The organism is Providencia sp. PROV201 (assembly GCF_028479545.1).
GTDB lineage: Bacteria > Pseudomonadota > Gammaproteobacteria > Enterobacterales > Enterobacteriaceae > Providencia > Providencia huaxiensis.
Map to the genome: position 1 here is coordinate 68,891 of NZ_JAMPNW010000011.1, position 22,352 is coordinate 91,242.

Annotated in this window: 16 protein-coding genes; 9 read left to right on the top strand and 7 right to left on the bottom strand. The window is 41.3% G+C overall.

All coding sequences use genetic code 11. From position 1 onward, the window contains the following. Positions 1 to 10 precede the first annotated feature (10 nt). Genes PR809_RS11085 through PR809_RS11095 form a run of 3 tightly spaced genes read left to right on the top strand, consistent with a single transcriptional unit; the run spans position 11 to position 4,324 of the window. Positions 11 to 2,515: a fimbria/pilus outer membrane usher protein gene (locus PR809_RS11085; protein WP_206276252.1), complete on the top strand. Its 2,505-nt coding sequence runs from the start codon at positions 11 to 13 to the stop codon at positions 2,513 to 2,515. A gap of 11 nt (positions 2,516 to 2,526) precedes the next feature. After that, positions 2,527 to 3,606 carry a fimbrial protein gene (locus tag PR809_RS11090; RefSeq protein ID WP_336298717.1) on the top strand — a complete coding sequence of 360 codons (1,080 nt, stop codon included), beginning with the start codon at positions 2,527 to 2,529 and terminating at the stop codon, positions 3,604 to 3,606. 13 nt (positions 3,607 to 3,619) lie between these two features. Beyond that, positions 3,620 to 4,324 carry a fimbrial biogenesis chaperone gene (locus PR809_RS11095; protein ID WP_102137537.1) on the top strand — a complete coding sequence of 235 codons (705 nt, stop codon included), beginning with the start codon at positions 3,620 to 3,622 and terminating at the stop codon, positions 4,322 to 4,324. A gap of 37 nt (positions 4,325 to 4,361) precedes the next feature. Here the strand turns inward: PR809_RS11095 and PR809_RS11100 are convergent, their stop codons facing one another. Then, on the bottom strand, positions 4,362 to 5,513 hold the full coding sequence (locus tag PR809_RS11100) for a 3-phenylpropionate MFS transporter (RefSeq protein WP_102137536.1): 1,152 nt from the start codon (positions 5,511 to 5,513) through the stop codon (positions 4,362 to 4,364). An 81-nt stretch (positions 5,514 to 5,594) separates the two neighbouring features. Beyond that, positions 5,595 to 6,848 (bottom strand): serine hydroxymethyltransferase, encoded by a 1,254-nt coding sequence (gene glyA, locus PR809_RS11105; protein WP_102137535.1) that lies wholly within the window; start codon positions 6,846 to 6,848, stop codon positions 5,595 to 5,597. 462 nt (positions 6,849 to 7,310) lie between these two features. On the opposite strand from glyA, the gene hmpA reads away from it, so the two are divergent. Then, positions 7,311 to 8,510, top strand: a complete 1,200-nt coding sequence (gene hmpA / locus PR809_RS11110) for an NO-inducible flavohemoprotein (RefSeq protein ID WP_206276251.1) — start codon at positions 7,311 to 7,313, stop codon at positions 8,508 to 8,510. Positions 8,511 to 8,698: 188 nt separating this feature from the next. Here the strand turns inward: hmpA and glnB are convergent, their stop codons facing one another. The 5 genes from glnB to PR809_RS11135 all read right to left on the bottom strand — a co-directional run bounded on the left by glnB (position 8,699) and on the right by PR809_RS11135 (position 14,367). Next, a complete protein-coding gene (gene glnB / locus PR809_RS11115; RefSeq protein ID WP_004912721.1) occupies positions 8,699 to 9,037 on the bottom strand; it encodes a nitrogen regulatory protein P-II in 339 nt (112 codons plus the stop codon). Positions 9,038 to 9,049: 12 nt separating this feature from the next. Next, a complete protein-coding gene (locus PR809_RS11120) occupies positions 9,050 to 10,672 on the bottom strand; it encodes an NAD+ synthase (RefSeq protein WP_166267550.1) in 1,623 nt (540 codons plus the stop codon). Positions 10,673 to 10,760: 88 nt separating this feature from the next. After that, complete coding sequence (gene glrR / locus PR809_RS11125; protein ID WP_102137532.1) at positions 10,761 to 12,101, bottom strand: two-component system response regulator GlrR; 1,341 nt, start codon at positions 12,099 to 12,101, stop codon at positions 10,761 to 10,763. Continuing rightward, positions 12,098 to 12,928, bottom strand: coding sequence for a two-component system QseEF-associated lipoprotein QseG (gene qseG, locus PR809_RS11130; protein WP_206276250.1), 831 nt, complete (start codon positions 12,926 to 12,928; stop codon positions 12,098 to 12,100). The genes glrR and qseG overlap by 4 nt, the downstream gene beginning before the upstream one ends. Further along, entirely contained in the window at positions 12,928 to 14,367 is a 1,440-nt protein-coding gene (locus PR809_RS11135) for a sensor histidine kinase (RefSeq protein ID WP_195697449.1), read from the bottom strand. The genes qseG and PR809_RS11135 overlap by 1 nt, the downstream gene beginning before the upstream one ends. A 1,053-nt stretch (positions 14,368 to 15,420) precedes the next feature. Here PR809_RS11135 and PR809_RS11140 point away from each other — a divergent pair. From PR809_RS11140 to PR809_RS11160, 5 genes are all read left to right on the top strand, one after another. After that, entirely contained in the window at positions 15,421 to 16,047 is a 627-nt protein-coding gene (locus PR809_RS11140; RefSeq protein WP_102137529.1) for a response regulator transcription factor, read from the top strand. A gap of 7 nt (positions 16,048 to 16,054) precedes the next feature. Continuing rightward, complete coding sequence (locus PR809_RS11145; RefSeq protein WP_206276249.1) at positions 16,055 to 17,581, top strand: MASE1 domain-containing sensor histidine kinase; 1,527 nt, start codon at positions 16,055 to 16,057, stop codon at positions 17,579 to 17,581. A gap of 106 nt (positions 17,582 to 17,687) precedes the next feature. Next, on the top strand, positions 17,688 to 19,013 hold the full coding sequence (gene uhpC / locus PR809_RS11150) for an MFS transporter family glucose-6-phosphate receptor UhpC (protein WP_102137527.1): 1,326 nt from the start codon (positions 17,688 to 17,690) through the stop codon (positions 19,011 to 19,013). 14 nt (positions 19,014 to 19,027) lie between these two features. After that, positions 19,028 to 20,059: an ABC transporter substrate-binding protein gene (locus PR809_RS11155; RefSeq protein ID WP_102137526.1), complete on the top strand. Its 1,032-nt coding sequence runs from the start codon at positions 19,028 to 19,030 to the stop codon at positions 20,057 to 20,059. Between the two features lie 202 nt (positions 20,060 to 20,261). Continuing rightward, positions 20,262 to 22,340, top strand: coding sequence for an ABC transporter permease (locus PR809_RS11160; protein ID WP_206276248.1), 2,079 nt, complete (start codon positions 20,262 to 20,264; stop codon positions 22,338 to 22,340). Positions 22,341 to 22,352: the final 12 nt, after the last annotated feature.

Consider the following 22,352-nt stretch of genomic DNA (forward strand, 5'->3'; position numbering starts at 1 on the left):
AGAAATCATCGTGAAAAAAGAAAACTATCTCTACCTCCTAATCTTAATAGGACTACAAAGTTATCAAAAGAACTCAATAGCGGACGAGTTTGAGACTTCCCTATTGGTAGGTAAATCTGCACAAGGAGATATTTCACGATTCTATACCGACAGTAAAATTCCATCAGGTAAACAATTAGCCGAGCTTTATGTAAATAATAGTTGGAAAGGCCAATTTGAAATTGATATCAATAATGATGGTAAACTGATTAGCCTTGCTGCTGATGATGTGCAGAAATTAAACCTGAATTTATCTTCTGAGGTGATTGAACAAACCAAACAACAGCCATTTATTCCTATTGATGATTTAGTGGCCAATATAAAATATAAATTCAATATCAACGACCTACGACTCGATATTACCGTCCCTCAAGTCGCTCTGAAACAACTCGAAGCTAACTATATTGACCCCAGTCTCTGGAATTATGGCGAACCTGCAATTATTTTTTCTTATAATACAAATTATTATAGCTACAAAGAGAAAAAAAACTCTAAAACCAGCAGTGACAATTTTTTTGCTACCTTAAATTCAGGCGTTAATTTAGGCGCTTGGCAATTTAGAGATGAATCCAGCTATCGACATAGCTCTCATAGTAGCCAAAAATGGAAAAACAATACCCGTTATATTTATCGTCCTCTTAGTGCAATCAAATCCGGGTTGAAATTAGGTGATTTTTATACACCCGCAGCCCTATTTAATAGTATTCGAGTTCGAGGGATTGCATTGGCAACAGAAGCTAGTATGTTGCCAAATTCAAGTCAAAATTTTGTACCTATTATACGCGGTGTCGCTCAAACAAATGCCTTAGTCAGCGTGTACCAAAATAATAATCTGGTTTATCAAGAAAGCGTTCCCCCTGGTGAGTTTGCATTTAATGACCTTCAGCCTAGTGCTGGTGGAGGTGACTTATTCGTCGTTGTCCAAGAAGCTGATGGAAGGCAAGAAACCTTTACTGTGCCCTATTCTGCTGTACCTGACATGCTCAAACAGGGCGTTTATAATTACAGCCTCATTGCTGGGCAAACTAAAATTGACAATACCCATTATCAACCCAAATTTACTCAAGGTGAGTTTCACTATGGGTTAAATAATTTAGTGACGCTTTATGCAGGAATGCTATTTAGCGAAAAATACTATTCTGGCGTTATAGGGAGTGGTTGGAATTTTAGTTTTGGAGCCATTTCAGCTGACATTACGCAAGCAAATACTAAATTGGATTCAGGAAATCACAGTGGGCAAAGCTACCGCCTGACTTATAACAAATATATTAATGCAACATCGACCAATTTAACCTTGGCGTCATATCGTTATTCCACAAGTGGTTACTATAGCTTTATTGATGCCATTTATTCCCAAGATAATTATCGCGCTTGGAAAGCTTATCAAGACCAGTTATCAGAAAAACTCGGCAATAATATTCCACCTGAGCTTTCACTCACTAATTATGACGCTTTACGTGGTTCACGTGCTAAAAATACATTTACGTTGAATTTAAACCAACAATTAGCTGATGGTTATGGTTCGGTATTCATATCGGGTACACACCGTGATTATTGGAATGCAAACGGTAATAGCCGTGAATATCAAGCCGGTTACGCAAACAATTATAACGATATTTCCTATAGTGTGTCTGTTTCACGTGTTCGCAATTACGACAGCGAAGAAGAAACTCGTATTTATGCCAACTTTAGTGTTCCTTTTTCTTTATTTGAAAAACGCGCCAATATTAGTATGGGAAGCTATTTCACCGACTCTCGTTATCAACAAACTACGCTGAGTGTCAGTGGTATTGCAGGTAAAAATGACCAAGTCAATTATACGTTAACTGCAACGAACCAAAGCGGTGGTAATAACTTAGTTGGTGGGAACGTCAGCTATCAGCTTCCCTCTAGCACACTTTCAGGATCTTACACAGAGGCCAATAATTACCGCCAAACGGGTTTAGGCGCCAAAGGAACTCTGGTTGCTATTCCTGGACATATTGTTTTTTCAGGGGAAACAGGACAGACCTACACCATCATTGATGCACCAATGGCCAGTGACATGATGGTCAATGCCGATAAAACCACCTTAACTAATCAACAAGGTGTTGTTTTAGTCGCTAACTCCACCCCCTATAGAACCAATACCTATACCTTGACAGATACAGAGAAAACCGCAGGCGCTGAGGTGCTCGGTAATATGGCAAATGTAAGTCCATATCAAGGGGCGGTAAGTTACATCAAACTCGAAACTGATACTCGACAAACTTATATCATCCGTGGCGCTCTTGCTAATGGCGATAGCTTACCTTTTGGAACAGAAATCACAGATGCTAAACAACAGAGTATTGGTTATGTCGGTCAATCTGGCGTGATGTATATCAAAAGTGAGCAATTACCGATGGCATTGCACATAAAGCTTAAAGGGAAACAGACATGTGTTATCGAGCCGCTACTCAACACGATGGATAAGAACAAAAACCTCTGTCGATAAAGGAAAATATGATGAAAAAAATCACTTTAGCACTGATGCTTTCCAGTATATTGGCTTACAGCCAGTATTCCTCAGCGCATTGTAGACAAACTTCTACCGTGACGGCTCCCGCTCTTACTTTTGATTTATCGACAGAGCTCACTAGTACATCGACTCAAGTTAGTAAAAATAGTAGAACCATCTACCCTGGAACTTTTACCTGTACTGCAAGAGGGATACTTTTTCCTAACTCTATTGGTATCGCATCTCCTTTCCAAGGTAGAACCGCCACTATTGGTTTTAATGGTGGAAAGCAGTTTGTCTCAATTACAGTCACTGCATTAGAAAAAGATAGGGTTATCGGCCTTACGGAAGGTGTACATCAAGGTAGTGAACTCGATACAAATTTTACCGTTCAATTTAATTTGCTTGCGACTAAACCCGGAACCAACTATGTCGAAGTATCAGGAAGCACCGCCACAGTTACCCCTATTGTACTCGCCTCTGATGCATCCAGCTTGGGAATTCTACAGTGGTTATTAGATATTGTAGTCAAATTAGTCACTTTTCTGTTAACGCTACAATGGCCAACCAGTGCCGATGATATCTACTTACAACCAATTACCTTAACTTATAATCCAATCCTCACTACCTGTAATTTTGTTAACCAAGGTTTAGTCGTTTCGCTACCCCCAGTAAGCATCAATGCAGTGAAAACTGTAACCAGAGCGGGCTACACGCCATTCACACTTAATTTTACTTGCCAAGACTTTTTAGCAGGCGGTAATGCTTCTCGTGATGTATCTATTTTTTTATCCAGTAGCAATTTGCTCTCAAATGATAAAGCAACATTGAATAATACCATTAGCCAAGGCGCTAAAGGCGTTGGCTTCCGATTAGTTAGCGCAAGTAATCTCAATACACCGTTAGTGCTTTCAGATAGTGTGGCAGCTAAAAATGGAGCGACAAATATTTTTTCTGTCCTCAAGGGAAATCCAATCTCCCCTTCTTTTTCAGTAAATTTAGGAGCTTATTACCATGCATACAACACAAATAGTGTCACTCAAGGGCAAGTCTCAAGTACGGCAACAGTTGTGATGTCATATAATTAACAAGGAAAATACCATGGTGGGATTCATTAAAATTACAGGGTTCGCTACATTACTATTTTTTAGCTTCCAAACAAGTGCAAGTCTTGTTTTACAAGGAACACGAATTATTTTTCCTAGTGATAAAAAGTCCGTCGGAATTCAACTTACTAATTACAGTGAACAAGCCACATTAACTCAAAGCTGGGTGGATGAAGGTAATCCGGACTCGACACCAGAAACGACGAACGCACTATTTATTGTAACGCCCCCCGTCACTAAAATCGCAGCAAATGACGGAGTTCAATTACAAATACGTTTTATTGGTGACAAACTCCCTACGAATAAAGAGTCTGTATTTTATTTAAATGTATTAGACATTGCGCCAAAGCCAAAACAAATAAATAGTGCCAATATGCTACAGTTTGCCATTCAAACACGAATTAAAGTTTTTTATCGCCCTACAAACCTCACAGAAAAGCCAAACAATGTCATCAAAAACATCCAATTTCATTTAGCTAAAGACGGTATTGTCGTCAACAACCCGACCCCTTATTTTTTAAATATTGCCAATATCTATCTGGCTAATAATAAAAGTCGTTCTATTGCAAAAAGCTCGATGGTAGAGCCATTTTCATCACAAACTTACTTTTCAACCGCTGATATTAATCACGGAGAAAATATAACAATGATTTATATTGACGATACTGGAAAACAAATTCAATACCAAACCAAGCTATAAAATAGGTTTAACACCTTTCATAGCTTGGCTGGTGATTTTAGGATTGAGCGGTAACTTTAGGCCGAATAAATAATGCAGGAACAGCAAGAAGCGCCATTAAATAAAAAACTACGCCATGATGAGCAGGTACTCGTTCATAAATGTATCCGACAATAATAGTCAGTACAGCTAACCCACCACCAGTTGCAAGTGCAGAGTAAACACCTTGTAATGGGATAATTTCATTTTCTTTTCTTGCACTTATAAAACGCATTGCCGCTAAGTGGCAAACCGTAAAAGTACCACTGTGCAGGATTTGCACCACAATTAACACCGGTAATGCCGTAAACGCGCCCATCAAGCCCCAGCGAATAATTCCACAAAAGGCTGATAACAGCAGTAAATTGCGAGCACTCCAACGCCTAAATAAACGGTGGCTTAACATAAATACAATGACTTCAGCAACGACACCGAGCGACCATAAATTACCAATCACTAAGTCTGAATAGCCAGCTTCTTTCCAAAATAGGGAAGCAAAGCCATAATAAGCCGCGTGAGCCCCTTGCAGTAACGTGACACAGATGAGAAACCTAACGACGTTTTTGTCTGCTATCAATTGTTTAAATGTAACCTTATTACCGCCATCCGCTTTCGCCGCCCCCATTGGCATAATTGCTGGTTTCAGCATTGCGCCTAGTAATAATGCTAAACAACTTACTATCAAGGCCATCATGATGGCCTTATTACCCCAAACACCAGCTAAATACCCCATCAATGAGGAGCCAATAATGAAGGCTATCGACCCCCAGACGCGAATTTTGCCGTAGTCAAAGGTAAATTGTTTTTGCCATGCCCCCGCCAGAGAGTCTCCCAGTGGAACCATCGGCGCAAAGAATAGGTTAAACCCAATCATCACAAATAATAGCCATGCCCAGTGAGACCCCAGAGCAAAGCCAACAGAGAAAATGAGCGAAAGCCCAGCAAGTAAGCGTAGAGCCGTGATCAACTTCGAGGGCTCTTTAACTAAAGGAGTAATAAACATCGCGCCAAGGAAACGGGCTGCTAGCCCAACCCCTAACAAAACGCCAATCATTTCTGCATCAATTCCTTCACCTTGTAGCCAAACTGACCAAAATGGTAAGAAAATACTGTAGGCAAAAAAGTAGGTAAAATAATCAATAGCTAGCCAACGCGTTGATGGAATGACCATCACTCCTCCGTTTTTTCAATGCAAAAAACCCGCTCATACATGCATGTAGAAGCGGGTTTAGGTAATTAATATTACGTTATGTTATGCGTAAACTGGGTGTTTTTTGCAAATTGCTAATACTTTTTGCTTCACGCTCTCAATGGTCGCTTCGTCATTGAGGTTGTCTAGAATATCACACATCCAGCCAGCTAGCTCACCCGCTTCTGCTTCTTTGAAGCCACGGCGCGTAATCGCAGGAGAACCAATTCGTACACCAGACGTTACAAATGGGCTCTTAGGGTCGTTCGGTACACTGTTTTTGTTAACAGTGATATTCGCACGGCCAAGTGCTGCATCTGCATCTTTACCAGTGATGTCTTTATCAACTAAATCAACTAAGAATAAGTGGTTTTCAGTACCGCCAGATACCACTTTATAGCCACGTTTTTGGAAAACATCGACCATCGCCTTCGCATTCTTAGCAACTTGCTGTTGATAAACTTTAAACTCAGGTTCCATCGCTTCTTTCAGAGCAACCGCTTTACCTGCAATAACATGCATTAAAGGGCCACCTTGAGAACCAGGGAACACTGCTGAATTGATTTTTTTGTATAATTCTTCGTCACCACCTTTAGCTAAAATTAATCCACCACGTGGACCCGCTAAAGTTTTATGTGTCGTTGTCGTCACAACGTGTGCGTGAGGCACTGGGTTTGGATAAACACCCGCAGCAATCAAACCTGCAACGTGAGCCATATCAACAAACAGGTAAGCACCAATGCTGTCTGCGATTTCACGCATTTTTGCCCAATCAACCACACCTGAGTACGCAGAGAAACCACCGATAATCATTTTTGGTTTGTGTTTTTCCGCTTGCGCTTTGATATCGTCGTAGTCAATTTTACCGCTTTCATCGATACCATAAGGTACGATGTTATACAGTTTACCAGAGAAGTTAACTGGTGAACCGTGGGTTAAGTGGCCACCATGTGCAAGGTTCATCCCCAGAACGGTGTCGCCTGGTTGTAATAACGCCATATAAACTGCAGCGTTAGCTTGTGAACCTGAGTGTGGTTGTACGTTTGCGTAGTCAGCACCAAATAGCTCTTTTGCGCGGTCAATCGCTAATTGCTCGACCACATCAACATGCTCACAACCGCCATAGTAGCGTTTGCCTGGGTAACCTTCTGCATATTTATTGGTTAGCTGAGAACCTTGAGCCTGCATGACTCGTGGACTGGTATAGTTTTCAGAAGCAATTAATTCAATATGTTCTTCTTGACGTTGTACTTCTTGCTCCATTGCTTCCCATAATTTTGGATCGTAGTCAGCAATATTCATTTCACGCTTTAACATTCGCTTCTCCTGCCTCAGCAATTCAATAGGTTGAAAATCGATTCATCGCAATGACACACAGTGTAAACTCTTTTTCACTCTTGAGATAGCCCTAAAGAAAAAATATACGCAAACGATTGCATTAATTTTTTTCACTTCATTTGCTTCTGAAGGCTTCATTATAAAATAGCCCAAATTTTAATTTTTGACGGACAAACCTCCAGATTTGTAATCCCCTTCTCATTATGTGCCTAAATTCACCCTATTTTCCCAGTTTGAGTCTTTACATAAACCCTTAAATATTATAAGTTGTATTTAAAATACATCTTTATAAATCGCCTTCATGGATCTCAAAAAATAGAGGTTAACTGAGATGAAATAATATTATCTCACTGATGTACAAAGAGATATTTTTGATATTACAAAAAATAGCTTTTTACCTTAACGATAACGAGAACATGAAAATAATTCAGGAGCACCTGTATGCTAGATAGCCAAACCATCGCCATTGTTAAATCCACCATTCCTGCCATTGCTGAAACAGGGCCAAAACTGACCGCACATTTTTATGATAGGATGTTTAAACAGCATCCTGAGTTAAAAGATATTTTTAACATGACTCACCAAATGAATGGGGACCAACGTGAAGCCCTTTTCAATGCTATCTGCGCATATGCTGTGCATATTGAAACTCCTGAAGCTCTCATTTCAGCTGTCGAAAAAATCGCCCAAAAGCATGTAAGCTTAAATATTAAACCTGAGCACTATCCCATTGTTGGGGAAAACTTACTCGCGGCTATTGATGAACTCCTTAACCCAGGCCAAGAGGTGCTTGATGCATGGGGAAGAGCTTACGGTGTTTTAGCCGATATTTTTATTGGTAGAGAAGCTGCGATTTACCAAGAAAATGCAGATAAAAATGGGGGTTGGGAAGGCTTACGTGAATTTAAATTAGCGCAAAAACAGTCACAAAGTGATGTGATCACAAGTTTTGAATTTGTTCCTGTCGATGGGCAACCTGTCGCTGATTACCGCCCAGGCCAATATATCACGATTTATGTCAACAACCCGGGATTTGAAAACCAAGAAATCCGCCAATACTCACTGACTACTGCCCCTAATGGTCGTAGCTACCGTATCGCGGTAAAACGTGAAGACCAAGGCGCCGTTTCTAATTTCTTACATCAACAATTAAATGAAGGTGACAGCGTGCATCTCGCACCTCCATGTGGGGATTTCTTTATCGATGTTGATAATACAACGCCTGTTACGCTAATTTCGGCAGGGGTTGGCTTAACCCCAATGTTAAGTATGTTAAATCATCTAACGGAACAAGCTCACAGCGCACAAGTAAATTGGTTCCATGCCGCTGAGAATGGTGCAGTTCATGCCTTCAGGCACGAGATTCAACAACTACTAGCAAAACAGCAAATTAGCCAATCTGCGATTTGGTTTAATCAACCAAGAGAGGAAGATCGCCTCGGGTTTGATTACCAATATGAAGGTTTAATGAATTTAGAATTGGTACGTGAATGGATTGAGCAACCGAATATGCAGTTCTATTTCTGTGGCCCTGTTGGTTTTATGCAGCACGTAGGTAAGCAGTTAATTGCAATGGGTGTCAATGCCGATGCAATTCACTATGAATGTTTTGGGCCACACAAGGTATTGCCCCTCAATTAATGCACAAAAAATGCTCTTCTGTTTAGGAGAGCATTCTATGAAACATATTAACTGAAGGAAATTGGTTAACTAGTGGAATGTTCGTAGTTTTCTAATTTAGCGGTAACGGGCTCGCATAATAAATACGCAATTCTAATCCCATTCCTGTGTATTTTCCGTTACCGCATTTTCATATCAACTTAAATTGACTAAATCGCTTCTTCGTCTTGCTCACCAGTACGAATACGGATCACGCGGGCGACATCATAAACAAAGATCTTCCCATCACCGATTTTACCTGTTTGTGCCGTTTGCATAATGGTTTCGACACAGTTTTCAACAATGTCATCAGGGACAACAATTTCAATTTTTACCTTAGGTAAAAAGTCGACCATATACTCTGCACCGCGGTAAAGTTCAGTATGCCCTTTTTGACGACCAAAACCTTTCACTTCAGTTACGGTCATTCCTGTAATACCGACTTCTGCCAACGCTTCACGGACATCATCAAGTTTGAATGGCTTTATAATTGCATCAATTTTTTTCATAAATAATTCCTGTTATGACCAGTTTTTACGGCCAAAACCTGAGGTGATCGGATAGCGGCGATCTTTGCCAAAATTACGCATCGTAATACGTGGCCCAACCGGAGCCTGACGACGTTTATATTCATTAATATCGACAAGACGCACAACTTTGCGTACTACGTCTTTATCGAAACCAAGTTTGATTAGGTCATTCACTGACAAGTCTTTTTCCACATAACCTTCTAATAAGGCGTCTAGCACATCATAAGGTGGTAAACTGTCTTGATCTAATTGGCCTGGCGCAAGTTCTGCTGATGGCGGCCTATCAATCACACGTTGTGGGATTGCAGGAGATAATGTATTACGGTATTTAGCCAACTCAAAGACAAGGGTTTTAGGCACATCTTTTAACACATCAAACCCACCCGCCATATCACCATAAAGCGTTGAGTAACCGACTGCTGACTCACTTTTATTACTGGTAGTCAGCACTAAGCGACGGCGTTTATTCGACATCGCCATTAAAATAACCGCTCGGCACCGTGCTTGTAAGTTTTCTTCAGTTGTATCAACCGCAGTCCCTTCAAACATAGGCGTTAACTGCGCCATAAATGCATCAAACATCGGCTCGATAGATACGATATCAAACTCAACACCAAGCAAATCAGCTTGTTCTTTAGCGTCGTGAATACTCATTTCAGAAGTATAACGGAATGGCATCATCACTGCTTGCACATGCTCTTTCCCTATTGCATCAACAGCAATAGCCACTGTCAGCCCTGAGTCAATACCCCCTGATAGCCCTAAAATAGCCCCATTAAAACCATTTTTATTGATGTAGTCACGAGTTGACATGACTAAGGCTTGGTATACCTGTGCAACAGGGTCATTTTCAATAAATACACTACCTTCGCTCACCAGTGCAAGTTCATCAAATTGCACTGTAATAACCTGCTCTTTAAACTCTTCCAATTTAAAGGTTTGCTTGCCCTTGTTTGCAATGATTTTTGAGCCACCATCAAACACCAATTCATCTTGCCCACCCACTTGGTTGAGATACACAATTGGCATATGAGTGCGTTTACAATGTTCGACTAATAAATCGGTTCGAATATGTTCTTTATTAATGTCATAAGGAGATGCATTGATTGTCAATAATATTTCAGCGCCAGCCCCTTTGGCTGCATCTACCGGCTCGTCATACCAAATATCTTCACAAATCAATAAGCCAAGCTGATAGCCTTTAAATTCAACGACACAGGTTTTTTCATCTGCGGTAAAATAACGAGGCTCATCAAACACGCCATAATTGGGTAGCTCTTGTTTAAAATAACGTGCGTGCAGTTTACCTTGGTAGAAAAATGATAATGCATTATAGATATCATCCCCTTCATACCATGGGTGACCAACGATAATCGCTGTCTCTGAGCTTGCTTTTTGTAAACGTTCTAATTGTGCGACGCAACGATCTTCAAAATCGCCACGAAAAATCAAATCTTCTGGTGGGTAGCCTGTCAAAGACAACTCTGAAAACATGACAATATCTGTGTTTGGTGCTTGTTCACTCACAACTTGCAACATGCGTTCGCAGTTGCCTTCGATGTCACCGACTAACCAATTAAGTTGTGCTAGTGAAATATTAAGCTTACGGCTCATAAGGTGTTTTTTCTCCCGGAGCGTGAATATGAATTGCCTTATTCCACATAATGTAATCGATAACAACCATGTGGTAAATAATTCTTATTTATTCTTTGAAATCATTGGCTTCTAAATCATGGCGGCCAAGTAATTTATAAAATTCTGTACGGTTTCGTCCTGCCATTCGAGCTGCTTGGGTGACATTTCCCTTCGTCATTTGTAATAACTTACGTAAATAATTCAATTCAAATTGATTACGTGCTTCAACGAATGTCGGCAAGGCCGTATTTTCACCTTGCAGGGCTTGGCTAACCAACGCTTCACTGATAACTGGGGACGTAGTTAATGCAACACACTGTTCAATAACATTCACTAATTGGCGGACATTACCCGGCCAGCTCGCTGTTATTAAGCATTTCATTGCATCACTGGAAAAACTGCGTACGAAAGGTTTATGTCGTGATGCAGATTCACGTAATAAGTGATTAGCTAATAATGGAATATCTTCTGAACGCTCATTTAACGCAGGAATACGTAAATTAACCACATTCAGGCGATAGTAGAGGTCTTCACGAAACTCATTTTTTTCCATCGCTTTAGGAAGATTACGGTGAGTTGCAGACAAAATACGCACGTCAATGTCTAAATCGCGGTTACTGCCTAAAGGACGAACTTTGCGCTCTTGCAATACCCGCAATAATTTAACCTGCAATGGCATTGGCATATCGCCAATTTCATCTAAAAATAACGTACCACCACTGGCTGCAAAGAATAACCCTTCGCGGTTACTGACTGCACCGGTAAAAGCCCCTTTCGCATGGCCAAATAATTCAGACTCTAATAATTGTTCAGGCAGTGCACCGCAGTTAATGGCAATAAATGGCTTACGAGCCCTAGGACTAGCTTTATGAATAGCCTGAGCTAATACCTCTTTACCTGTACCACTTTGCCCATTAATCAATACGCTAACATCAGATTGCGCCACCATATGTGCTTGTTCTAATAGCCGTATCATTAAGGGACTACGCGTGACAATGCCAGAGCTCCACTCTTCATCGCTAATCGGTGTCGAGGAGAGCGCGAGTGCCTCATCAATCGCTTTATACAACGCGTCTTTATCGACAGGTTTAGTTAAAAAACTAAATACGCCCCGCTGCGTTGCTGCTACTGCATCAGGAATAGAGCCATGTGCCGTTAATATAATGACAGGCATATTTGGATGCGCTTTTTGAATTTCATCAAATAGCGCCATGCCGTCCATTTCGTCCATGCGTAAATCGCTGATCACTAAATCTAACTTTTCTTTTTGTAAGATTTTTAGTGCTTCTGGACCACTTTCTGCTGTAGTGACTTTAAAACCTTCACTACTCAAGCGCATACCTAACAGTTTAAGAAGGCTTGGGTCATCGTCAACTAACAATAAACTTGCTGACTTGCGATTCGTCATTTTTGTTCATTCTCCGATGAATTTTGTTCTACTGGAGAAGATACGCTGTTACCCGGCTTTGGCTCTTCTGAGGAAATAGGTTTATCTCCTTCCCCCCCATTTTCCACGTCTTTTTCGGTTTCGTTCGTGCTTTTTTTGCGAGAAGAAAGCTGACGTTCAATATCCGTTAAATTTTCAAGCTTACGGGAGGTCGTATTCAGCTCGAAAGCCAATTTAGCATTATCTTCCTTTAAACGGTCGAGTTTGCTATCCATTTCTTGCTGTAAGCGTTTATAGCGGGCCCCTGAGTCTGACAAGTTGATAATTTGCACTTGTTGCTCACGCCATAATTGTAATAATGGCCTTATGGCTGTTGGAAAATTCAAACTATACGTATTTATGCTATCAAGCATTTTACGGCGTTCTGCAATGGACGGATCCGCAGAATTCAACAAAATATTATGTTGAAATGCGCTCGACCAGTTTGTTACTTCTATTTTGCTTGCGTCTTCACGTGCTTGACTGGTTTCAGTGCGATCAGCACAGTCCATCATTCGCAACCAAAATAGTGCATTTTCCCGTGCAGTTGGCTGGTCATTATTCCAAATCGTTTCACATGATGTATAACGGTAGTCTGTAACTTTAACTTCTGGCACAACGACTTGGGCCAGAGTTTCGAGTGGTGACTGACCATTCTTGACTACACAACCACTTAAAATTAGGGAAAATAAAACCGCCCCAAAATTGAGCCCCGTACGTCTCATCACATAAGGTACTCTTTGATTATGTTTATTTAACGATGCGTTACGGTAAAGTACCGCCCAAACACCTGTAGACCGATTTACCATTATTCATTCTCTGCGGTTAGAGGCAGTTCAATTCTAAAACAGACATCTGCTGATTTATTGGGAACGAGAGAAAGTTCTCCTCCCATTTGTTTAATACAATCTTGCGCAATACTTAGCCCTAGCCCACTTCCTTTAACAGCACCTTTTCTTTGTAATGAACCTTGATAGAACGGCTCAAAAATCATGCTTTGCTCAGATTCAGGAATTGGCGTTCCTGTATTCGCAACTTCAATCAGAAGTTTATTACCTGTTTGGCGACTAGAGATCCAAATATTACCTGATTCGCCACCATAGTGCACCGCATTGGAATAGATATTATCAATAACTCGCCCAAGAAGTGAGGGTTCAGCTAAACAGCTATCCACTTTTAAACGCACTTCTGTTTTGATGTTCTTAGCCCGTGCAGGTAAGTTATGTGCTTTGACGATATCTTCAATGAGTTTTTGTAAATCAACGATCTGTGCTTCTGGAGGGTCATCTACAAGCTTACGATTATAATCAAGTAATTGCTCAATAAGTTGCTGAAGATGCTTACTGCTGTGATCAAGAATTTCTACAACCTCTTTTTGAGACACGGTTAATGGCCCAGCAACCTCGTCCGCGAGTAACTCCGTCCCTTCACGCATGCTTGCAAGAGGCGTTTTTAATTCATGTGAAATATGGCGGAGAAATTCGTGGCGCTGTGATTCAAGCCATGCGAGTCGTTCACTTAACCAAATAATGCGCTGTGCGATTGTCCGTAGCTCCCTAGGGCCTTTAAAGCGCTCAATATTATTGGCTATCGTACGCCCAGTACCGAGACGGTTAATCATTCGCTCGATAGCTTTAACGGGGCCAATAATCATCCGAGTGAATAGTGCCACTAGCAATGCGCTTAATAAGAATAAAATTAAACTTTGCCAACCAAATAGTTGGCCTTTATTCGCAATCGCTTTTTGCAACTGTTCCCCACGGCTAAAAATCACATCTCGAGTTTCTTGCACTAATAAGGCATTCTCAGTAGAAAATTGTTCTAAAGCCCGTGTGATTTTTTCTGTTGGTTCATTGTTTTCACATGTGACCGTCTTAAGCGCATCCAATGTTTTAGTCAACGCGGAAGTATCTGACGAGGCGGGTAAGATAGTACTCTGGCGTTCAAACATTTGCTGGTAGTCAGCAAACTGTTTCTGATATTGGGTTTTCAATGTGGCATCTTGCAAAACACAATATTGACGATAGCTCCGCTCCATTTCTAATGCGAGGCTACTCATCACTTCACTACGCCGTGCGTCAAGTAACGTGGTTTTATTGATATTGGCTGCTTGGTTACTCAGTTGCTCAAGGCTTTGATATGCTTGATAGGCTAATACTAATAAAGGAAGCAGTACAAGCCAAAATGCCATCACAACTAGTTGACGCAAGGAGCGAGGGAAAAAACGCCATTTACTCAATACATTCATCTCATACCCATTAAACGTATTGCAATGGTAGCAGAACTCCCTGTAATGCGAAAAGCACAATCCAAATTCTGTGTCCCATAGCGTTAAAATCAGACTAAGTATAAGAGTGAAATAGCAATGAACGTGCCAAGTTAATTGGTAAAAGACAATAGTTTTCAGGTAGGTATATTCTATAAAGCGAATTGTTTAATATCTGACTCGTCTAAAATATCTTCAGCTATGCCCTAAATAATTCGGATTGCAGCTAGGTGACAAGAGAAGATATCTCTATGAAGCATACAAAAGTATATGACTAGAGTAGCTGAACGCAGGTAACAACGCTGCGGTTCGAAGTATGACAGGCATTATGATGGGCATAAAACAGGAAGGCGGGATAAAGGACTCACCTTTACCCCGCCAGCGATAACAACTACTCTGATGGTTACTGCTTTATATAATTATGTCTTTACATTAAAGATAATTATATAGGTGGTGCCTCACTCCACGTGTCGCCCTGTGTTTGATAAGGCCCTAAGGCGAATATCTGTGCTGTTGGACGGTAGGCACCTTACTTTGGCGTCATTCTTGGTTTATGTGGTATGTACCCAACTAATTTTGGACCTACATAAGAAGTTGAATGAGCAACTAAATATTATTATGCACAAGCCGTGCCAACTTTTCAACTTATTTTTTAAAACATTAAAAAATAAGACAATTTATTTTTCACAGTCTATTCAGTGATTCTGGATACACTGAAACGGTTTATCTCTTTCTCAATATTGTCGCTAATTTAAGACACCCTAAACACCAATCTTATAAGTCTATATTTATCAATAAGATAAATGTCTCCTTTTGGAGACACCCCTATGGGGGGTTTGTCGCTATTTTTATACACCTTGTTTTTTGGTTATTTATTATTCAATATAAATAAGTTTGCGTGAAAATTTTACCCCAATAAAAAAATTGCTCGTCATTATAGATGAACAGCAGAATTTTACATTCTGCTTCTAGCTTATCTTTTCCTATATTGATATAAGATTTCCCAATACCCTACTCATCAAATTGATAAAAAATATGATAAAAATCGCGTTAGTTGATGACCACATCGTTGTGCGTTCTGGTTTCGCACAACTTTTGACACTTGAACCTGATATTTCGGTTGTCGGGCAATATGCCAATGCTCAAGAGGCTTGGCCTAATTTGCTTAATTTAGATATTGATGTTGCCATCATGGATATTTCGATGCCAGATGAAAACGGTTTACAACTTTTATCACGGTTACGCCAAAAAAAGCCTGATTTTCGCACTATTATCTTGAGCATTTATGATACCCCAGCCTTTGTACAAAGCGCATTGGATGCAGGCGCCAGTGCTTACTTAACAAAACGTTGTGGCCCTGAAGAGCTAGTCCAAGCGGTTCGCTCTGTACACCAAGGCGGTTGCTACCTATGCTCTGATGCTATGCGAGCGCTACGCCATTCACCACAACAGCAAAAAAGCCTACAAGAACTGACGCCCCGAGAACGGGAAGTGTTTGATTTATTAGTGGCTGGCTTGAGTGTCAAAGTGATCGCAGAGCAACTTGAACTAAGCCATAAAACTGTGCATGTGCACCGCGCAAATATTTTAGGCAAACTACAATGTGAAAATACCATCGACCTTGTTCATTACGCGTTAGAACATAACCTAATTTCAAGGTAATTCAGGCATGAATAAAAGCTTACGGTTAACGCTGCAATCCATCTTTTTATTTTTTACCTATTCCCTGTTATGGATTGGGTTGTGGATCATCGGCTTTTATTTAAGTCAAAACAGTTTTCAGGCAACGTTGTTTCTTCCACAAGGCTTGCGCCTAGCATTGATGATTATCCTTTGGCGGCGCTACTGGCCAACACTGCTGCTTAGCGAAGGAATATTGAATTTTTGGTTATCATCGGAGCAACTTCTCTTTCAACCTGTTTTGCTGTTGTCTCCATTATTAAGTCTAGGTGTTGCTTTTGTCATTCAAAACATCTGGTGGCGCTATACGTTATATTGGCAACGATTATTATTATTGCTCGCAGGTGTTGCCGCAAATAGTGTATTACATGCCTTATTATTCAGTGGGTTATCACCCTATTCCATTAGCCAGTTATTTCTAACAACATTCACAGGGGGAATACTCCTTTCTCCTTTTGTTTACCTTATTTATGAGTATCTCCACGAACAGCACTACCAGATGTTACTGGATTATGGAACGCCAGATAAACAATTGCGCACATCCTTAATTGTTTGGTGTTTTCTATTTTGTGTTGTCGGGCTCAGTGTCCAAGTTTTTTTCGCCCCCGAAATCGAACGGTTAATTGTCCTTCTGGTATTTATTCCTAACGTTTTTATGGCCTACCGCTATGGCTGGCAAGGTGGCGTACTTTCTGCATTATTAGGCAGTTTAATTATTACTTTTGCACGGCAATTTCACGGGGCATTTGCCGATTTAGAAGAGTTAGAAATGTTTCTCAGCACCCAGGCCTTAATTGGCATTGGGCTTGGGATAGCAATTAGCCGGCAGAAACAATTAGCCAGTAATTTACAGCGTTATCGCCAACGCCTAGAAGAGGAGTTAAAAGCACGCCGCGACTTAATGCGGCAGCTCGTGCACACAGAGGAGGATATCAAAAAAGCGATTGCCCGTGAGCTGCATGATGAGATTGGGCAAAATATTACTGCCATCCAAATTCAGTCGATGCTAGTGAAAAAAACGGCGCCAGATGATATCAGCCACCAAGCCGCAAGCCAAATAAATGAATTAGCCCAGCAAATTCACCAATCTACGCTGCAAATGTTACGCCAATTACGCCCTCCCGTATTGGATGAAATGTCCCTTGAAAATGCACTTAAGCACTTAATTGCTGAATTTTCTTTCCCACAAAATAATATCCAGTGCCAATTTCATTATGGCTTACAAGAAACACCGATCAATGAAACGGTTTTGTTTACACTTTATCGTCTCGTCCAAGAGTTACTAAACAATATCAGTAAACATGCAAAAGCCACACAAATCCACATATCTCTTAAGCAAATAGGTGACTCGATCCAGCTAGTTGTTGATGATAATGGCGTTGGTATTCCATTTAGCAAACGCACGAGTGGCTTTGGTTTGCGCGGTATTGAGGAGAGAGTTCGAGCCTTAGGCGGTGACTGGACACTGACCACCCAAAATGGAACACAAATAAGTGTTAACTTGCCCACATTTTGAGATAAAACCTCACAAAACTAGGAATAATTCCTAGTCCTCTAATACCTTCTCTCATCCTTTTTGTTAAAAACTTGATTACATTCTGCCTAACAAGAGAAACCGCCCTATGACAGGTAAAGACACCTTGAGTCTGGATAACACGTATCGTTTTTGGCGTCGCCGCTTAATGCTATCAATGATTATTGGTTATGCCACTTTTTACCTTACGCGAAAGAGTTTTAACTTCGTGATGCCTGTCATGCAAAACGAGCTGTTTCTCGATAAAAGCGATATTGGCTGGATAGCGACTGCCTTTTATTTAACCTACGGTATTTCTAAGTTTTTATCGGGAATTTTCCACGATATTACCGGATACCGTTGGTTTATGGGCGTCGGTTTAGTGATGACTGGGCTACTGAATATTATTTTTGCCTATTGTTTATCGTTTCCCGCGTTATTAATTGTCTGGACACTAAATGGCTTTTTTCAAGGTTGGGGCTGGCCACCTTGCGCACGTATTCTAACGCACTGGTATTCACGCAATGAGCGTGGGTTTTGGTGGGGGCTGTGGAATATTTCCATCAACCTAGGTGGAATGTTACTGCCTTTGCTTACAGCACTATTGGCAACCCAGTACAGCTGGCAAATGGCGTTAATTGTCCCCGGGATTATTGGTGTCATCATTGGGTTATGGCTGTGCCGCCAATTACGTGGCACACCACAAGAAGAACAGCTACCAAGCGTGGGGCAATGGCGACAAGATGTTTTGGAGTTACGCCAAGAGCGTTTGTCCCCTCCCATGCCGATGTTAACGATTTTAAAAGATGCCATTATTTTTAACCGAATGATTTGGTTACTAGGCTTCTCCTATATTTTGGTTTATCTGATTCGCATGGCGATAAACGATTGGGGGAATTTATGGTTAACAGAAAAGCATGGCACTAACTTACTCAGTGCAAATGCCACACTGTCGTTATTTGAATTAGGGGGATTATTAGGTGCGCTCTGCTCGGGCTGGGGCTCTGATATCCTATTTCGTGGCCAACGTGCACCTATGATCCTACTGTTTTCATTGGGGCTTTGTGTCTCCGTGAGCGCCTTATGGTTAACACCAATTCATCACTACGCTTTATTGGCTGTATGTTTTTTTGCTATCGGATTTTTTGTTTTTGGGCCCCAAATGTTAATCGGTCTAGCTGCAACAGAATATTGTCATAAAAAAGCAGCTGGAGCGGTAACGGGCTATCTGGGTTTGTATGCCTATTTAGGGGCTGCAATCGCTGGATGGCCACTCTCTCAAGTCATTGCACACTATGGTTGGTCAGGGATGTTTTCTTTACTAGCCAGTGCCGCGGCTTTGATGGGATTACTGCTAATGCCTCTTTTGATTGCCAATGTCAGCAAACGAGAGCATTTAGCAGGCACTGTTTCACCCTCTGATAATAAAACCTGAATAAAGGACTGAAAATGAAACTGAAAACTCTCTCTACGCTTATCGCTGCGGGTTTATCCCTAGCGGCTATTTCTACCACTGTGAATGCGGCAGGCCGTTTAGTTGTTTACTGTAGCGCCACTAACGCCATGTGTGAAACTGAAACGCAAGCTTTTGCTAAGAAATACGATGTCAAAACCACCTTTGTACGTAATGGTTCTGGCAGTACTTTAGCCAAAATTGAAGCAGAAAAACGTAACCCACAAGCTGACGTGTGGTATGGCGGTACATTAGACCCACATTCACAAGCTGGGGAAATGGATTTACTTGAGCCATACAAATCGCCGAATCTGTCTGAAATCATGCCGCAGTTCCAAGACCCAGCAAAACGTAAAGGCAACTACTCTTCCGCTGTTTACATCGGTATTTTAGGTTTCGGTGTCAATAAAGACCGCTTAAAAGAGAAAGGCTTGCCAATCCCAACTTGCTGGAAAGATTTAACTAAACCTGAATATAAAGGCGAAATTCAAATTGCAGATCCACAAAGTTCAGGAACTGCTTATACCGCATTAGCCACTTTCGACCAATTATGGGGAAATGAGCAAGCCTTTGATTACCTGAAAAAACTAAACTCAAATATCTCTCAATATACTAAGTCTGGTATTGCCCCGGCACGTAATGCCGCTCGTGGTGAGTCGGCAATTGGTATTGGCTTCTTACATGATTATTCATTAGAAGTGGAAAACGGTGCGCCATTAGAACTTATCGCCCCTTGTGAAGGAACAGGCTATGAAATCGGTGGGATCAGTATCCTGAAAAATGCACGTAATATGGACAACGCGAAACTGTTTGTCGATTTCGTCTTATCGAAAGAAGCTCAAGAGCTGAGCTGGAAAGAAGGGAAATCTTATCAAATCCTGACCAATACGACGGCTGAATCCTCACCTATCTCATTGAAACTCAATGAGTTGAACCTAATTAATTACGATATGGATAAATACGGCGATGCTGACGTCCGTAAAAACCTTATCAACAAATGGGTTACTGAAGTCAAAATGAGCAAATAGTATTAAGTGCGGCGTTAACTCGCCGCACTGAGCACTTACTTAACTAAAATAAAAAATTAATTTAATTAAGCTTCGAGTTATGAGCGTTGCCACTAGGCGGCAAGTGACGTTATCTCTAAGAACATGCAAAAGTATGTGACTAGGGTTAGCGAAATAAGCCAACACCGTGACAATGCAAAATATGACGAGCTTAGGGGGAACTATGTCTCAAACCCTAACCTTATCGACCCCAACCAAAAAAGATAGTATCTTTTTTTGGCTGCTGATTGCTTGGCTAGGTTTCGCATTACTACCTTCTTGGAGCCTAGATTATGGCGTTCTTGACTCAACACAAGACGAAATCATAGCGGCTTACGGTTGGAGTAGCCTAAACATTAGCTGGCTTTGGTATTTATTACCTTCCATTTTATTTATTCGCCCGTTAACACCAGCGGACCGTTATCACAAAACACGCCATTATTTCGATATTGGCGTGGCTGTTATCACCGCCGCCGTGGTGATTTTAACCTCCTACTTTGAAGGAAAAGGGTTAGGTTACTCCGCTATTGTGCTATTTATCGCCTTGGGAATGGTGATGACATTGGCGTTAACCCGCCTTGAGTGGCTCGGTGGAGACCAGTTTGTTATTGGCTCGCTGATCACCGTTGTTGCTTTAATAACCCTGTTTATTGTGTTCCCAAGTGTCGCTATTTTTATCCCAATGTTTACTGATGGAAATGGAGACTTTGCACCATTCGCCTTTGTGGCAATTTTGACACAATCTCATATTGTCCAAGTTATTATTAACTCAGTATTTTTATCGTTAGCGGTAGGGGCTGGCTGTACTTTCTTTGGTTTAATTTTAGCCATTTATACCACGCGTATTGCTAAACGCTCTGCCATTATTGGCCGTGTTTTTTCTATTTTGCCTATCGTCACTCCACCATTTGTCGTCGGTCTCGGAGTTACCTTGATGATGGGACGCTCAGGGTATATTACTGAATTCCTTGCGACCTATATGGGCCTTGAAAATACCAACTGGCTGTATGGCTTTACAGGGATTTGGTTAGCGCAAGTTCTAGCCTTCACGCCAATGTCATTCATGATCTTAGATGGTGCGATTAAAACCATTCACCCATCTTTAGAAGAAGCGTCTTATACTTTACGAGCCAACCGTTACCAAACTTTCTTTAATGTATTTATGCCATTACTGAAACCTGCTTTGGCAAACGCATTTTTAATCGTTATCGTGCAATCATTGGCTGACTTTAGTAACCCATTAGTTTTAGGCGGAAATTTCGACGTACTCGCAACACAAATTTACTTCTATATCACCGGGTCACAGCTGGACTATCAAGCCGCCAGTACCTTAGGTGCGTCACTATTAGTGTTCTCACTATTAGTATTCTGCGTTCAGTATATGTGGATAGGCAAGCGCTCCTATGTCACTGTGTCAGGAAAATCTTACCGTGGTGATGTTCAACCATTACCGACATCGTTAATTGCCACCGTAACAACTTTCTTAGCCATTTGGGTTGCATTTAACGTCTTGTTATACGGCAGTATTTTCTACGGCAGTTTCACTGTTAACTGGGGAGTTGATTACACCTTAACCTTTGATAACTTTATTAAATTATTTGGTCAAGGCATGAGCGATGGGGCATGGCCGTCATTGTTGGATACCCTTCTGTACGCAGGTATTGCCGCACCTATTACCGCGATCCTTGGTTTACTGATTGCCTATATCGTGGTTCGCCAAGACTTCCGTGGTAAAAAGACCATCGAATTCACGACGATGTTGTGCTTTGCGGTACCAGGTACCGTGGCAGGTGTATCATACATTTTAGCCTTTAACGACTCACCGTTTTATTTAACGGGAACGGCTGCCATCGTAATTATTTCAATGACCATGCGTAACGTCCCTGTGGGGATCCGTGCCGGTATCGCAGGATTAGGCCAAATTGATAAATCATTGGATGAAGCGTCACTCAGCTTACGAGCGGGTTCAATGCGCACCATCTTCTTTATCCTGTTGCCACTGTTGCGCCCAGCCATTCTCTCCGCGTTGATTTATAGCTTTGTCCGCGCGATCACTACTGTCAGTGCGATTGTGTTCTTGGTTACCCCAGATACGCGCGTCGCAACGGCCTATATATTGAACCGTGTCGAAGACGGTGAATATGGCGTTGCCATTGCCTACGGCTCAATCCTGATTGTCGTAATGTTGGCAATTATTTTCTTATTTGACTATTTGATTGGCGAAGCCCGTGTTTCACGTTCCAAAGCCAAAAATGCACAGTAATCATGGAGTAAC

Coding starts and splice junctions, on each gene's coding strand:
- PR809_RS11090 (WP_336298717.1), top strand. CDS start 2,527: ATGAAAAAAATCACTTTAGCACTGATGCTTTCCAGTATATTGGCTTAC.
- PR809_RS11095 (WP_102137537.1), top strand. CDS start 3,620: ATGGTGGGATTCATTAAAATTACAGGGTTCGCTACATTACTATTTTTT.
- PR809_RS11100 (WP_102137536.1), bottom strand. CDS start 5,513: ATGGTCATTCCATCAACGCGTTGGCTAGCTATTGATTATTTTACCTAC.
- glyA (WP_102137535.1), bottom strand. CDS start 6,848: ATGTTAAAGCGTGAAATGAATATTGCTGACTACGATCCAAAATTATGG.
- hmpA (WP_206276251.1), top strand. CDS start 7,311: ATGCTAGATAGCCAAACCATCGCCATTGTTAAATCCACCATTCCTGCC.
- glnB (WP_004912721.1), bottom strand. CDS start 9,037: ATGAAAAAAATTGATGCAATTATAAAGCCATTCAAACTTGATGATGTC.
- PR809_RS11120 (WP_166267550.1), bottom strand. CDS start 10,672: ATGAGCCGTAAGCTTAATATTTCACTAGCACAACTTAATTGGTTAGTC.
- glrR (WP_102137532.1), bottom strand. CDS start 12,101: ATGACGAATCGCAAGTCAGCAAGTTTATTGTTAGTTGACGATGACCCA.
- qseG (WP_206276250.1), bottom strand. CDS start 12,928: ATGGTAAATCGGTCTACAGGTGTTTGGGCGGTACTTTACCGTAACGCA.
- PR809_RS11135 (WP_195697449.1), bottom strand. CDS start 14,367: ATGAATGTATTGAGTAAATGGCGTTTTTTCCCTCGCTCCTTGCGTCAA.
- PR809_RS11140 (WP_102137529.1), top strand. CDS start 15,421: ATGATAAAAATCGCGTTAGTTGATGACCACATCGTTGTGCGTTCTGGT.
- PR809_RS11145 (WP_206276249.1), top strand. CDS start 16,055: ATGAATAAAAGCTTACGGTTAACGCTGCAATCCATCTTTTTATTTTTT.
- uhpC (WP_102137527.1), top strand. CDS start 17,688: ATGACAGGTAAAGACACCTTGAGTCTGGATAACACGTATCGTTTTTGG.
- PR809_RS11155 (WP_102137526.1), top strand. CDS start 19,028: ATGAAACTGAAAACTCTCTCTACGCTTATCGCTGCGGGTTTATCCCTA.
- PR809_RS11160 (WP_206276248.1), top strand. CDS start 20,262: ATGTCTCAAACCCTAACCTTATCGACCCCAACCAAAAAAGATAGTATC.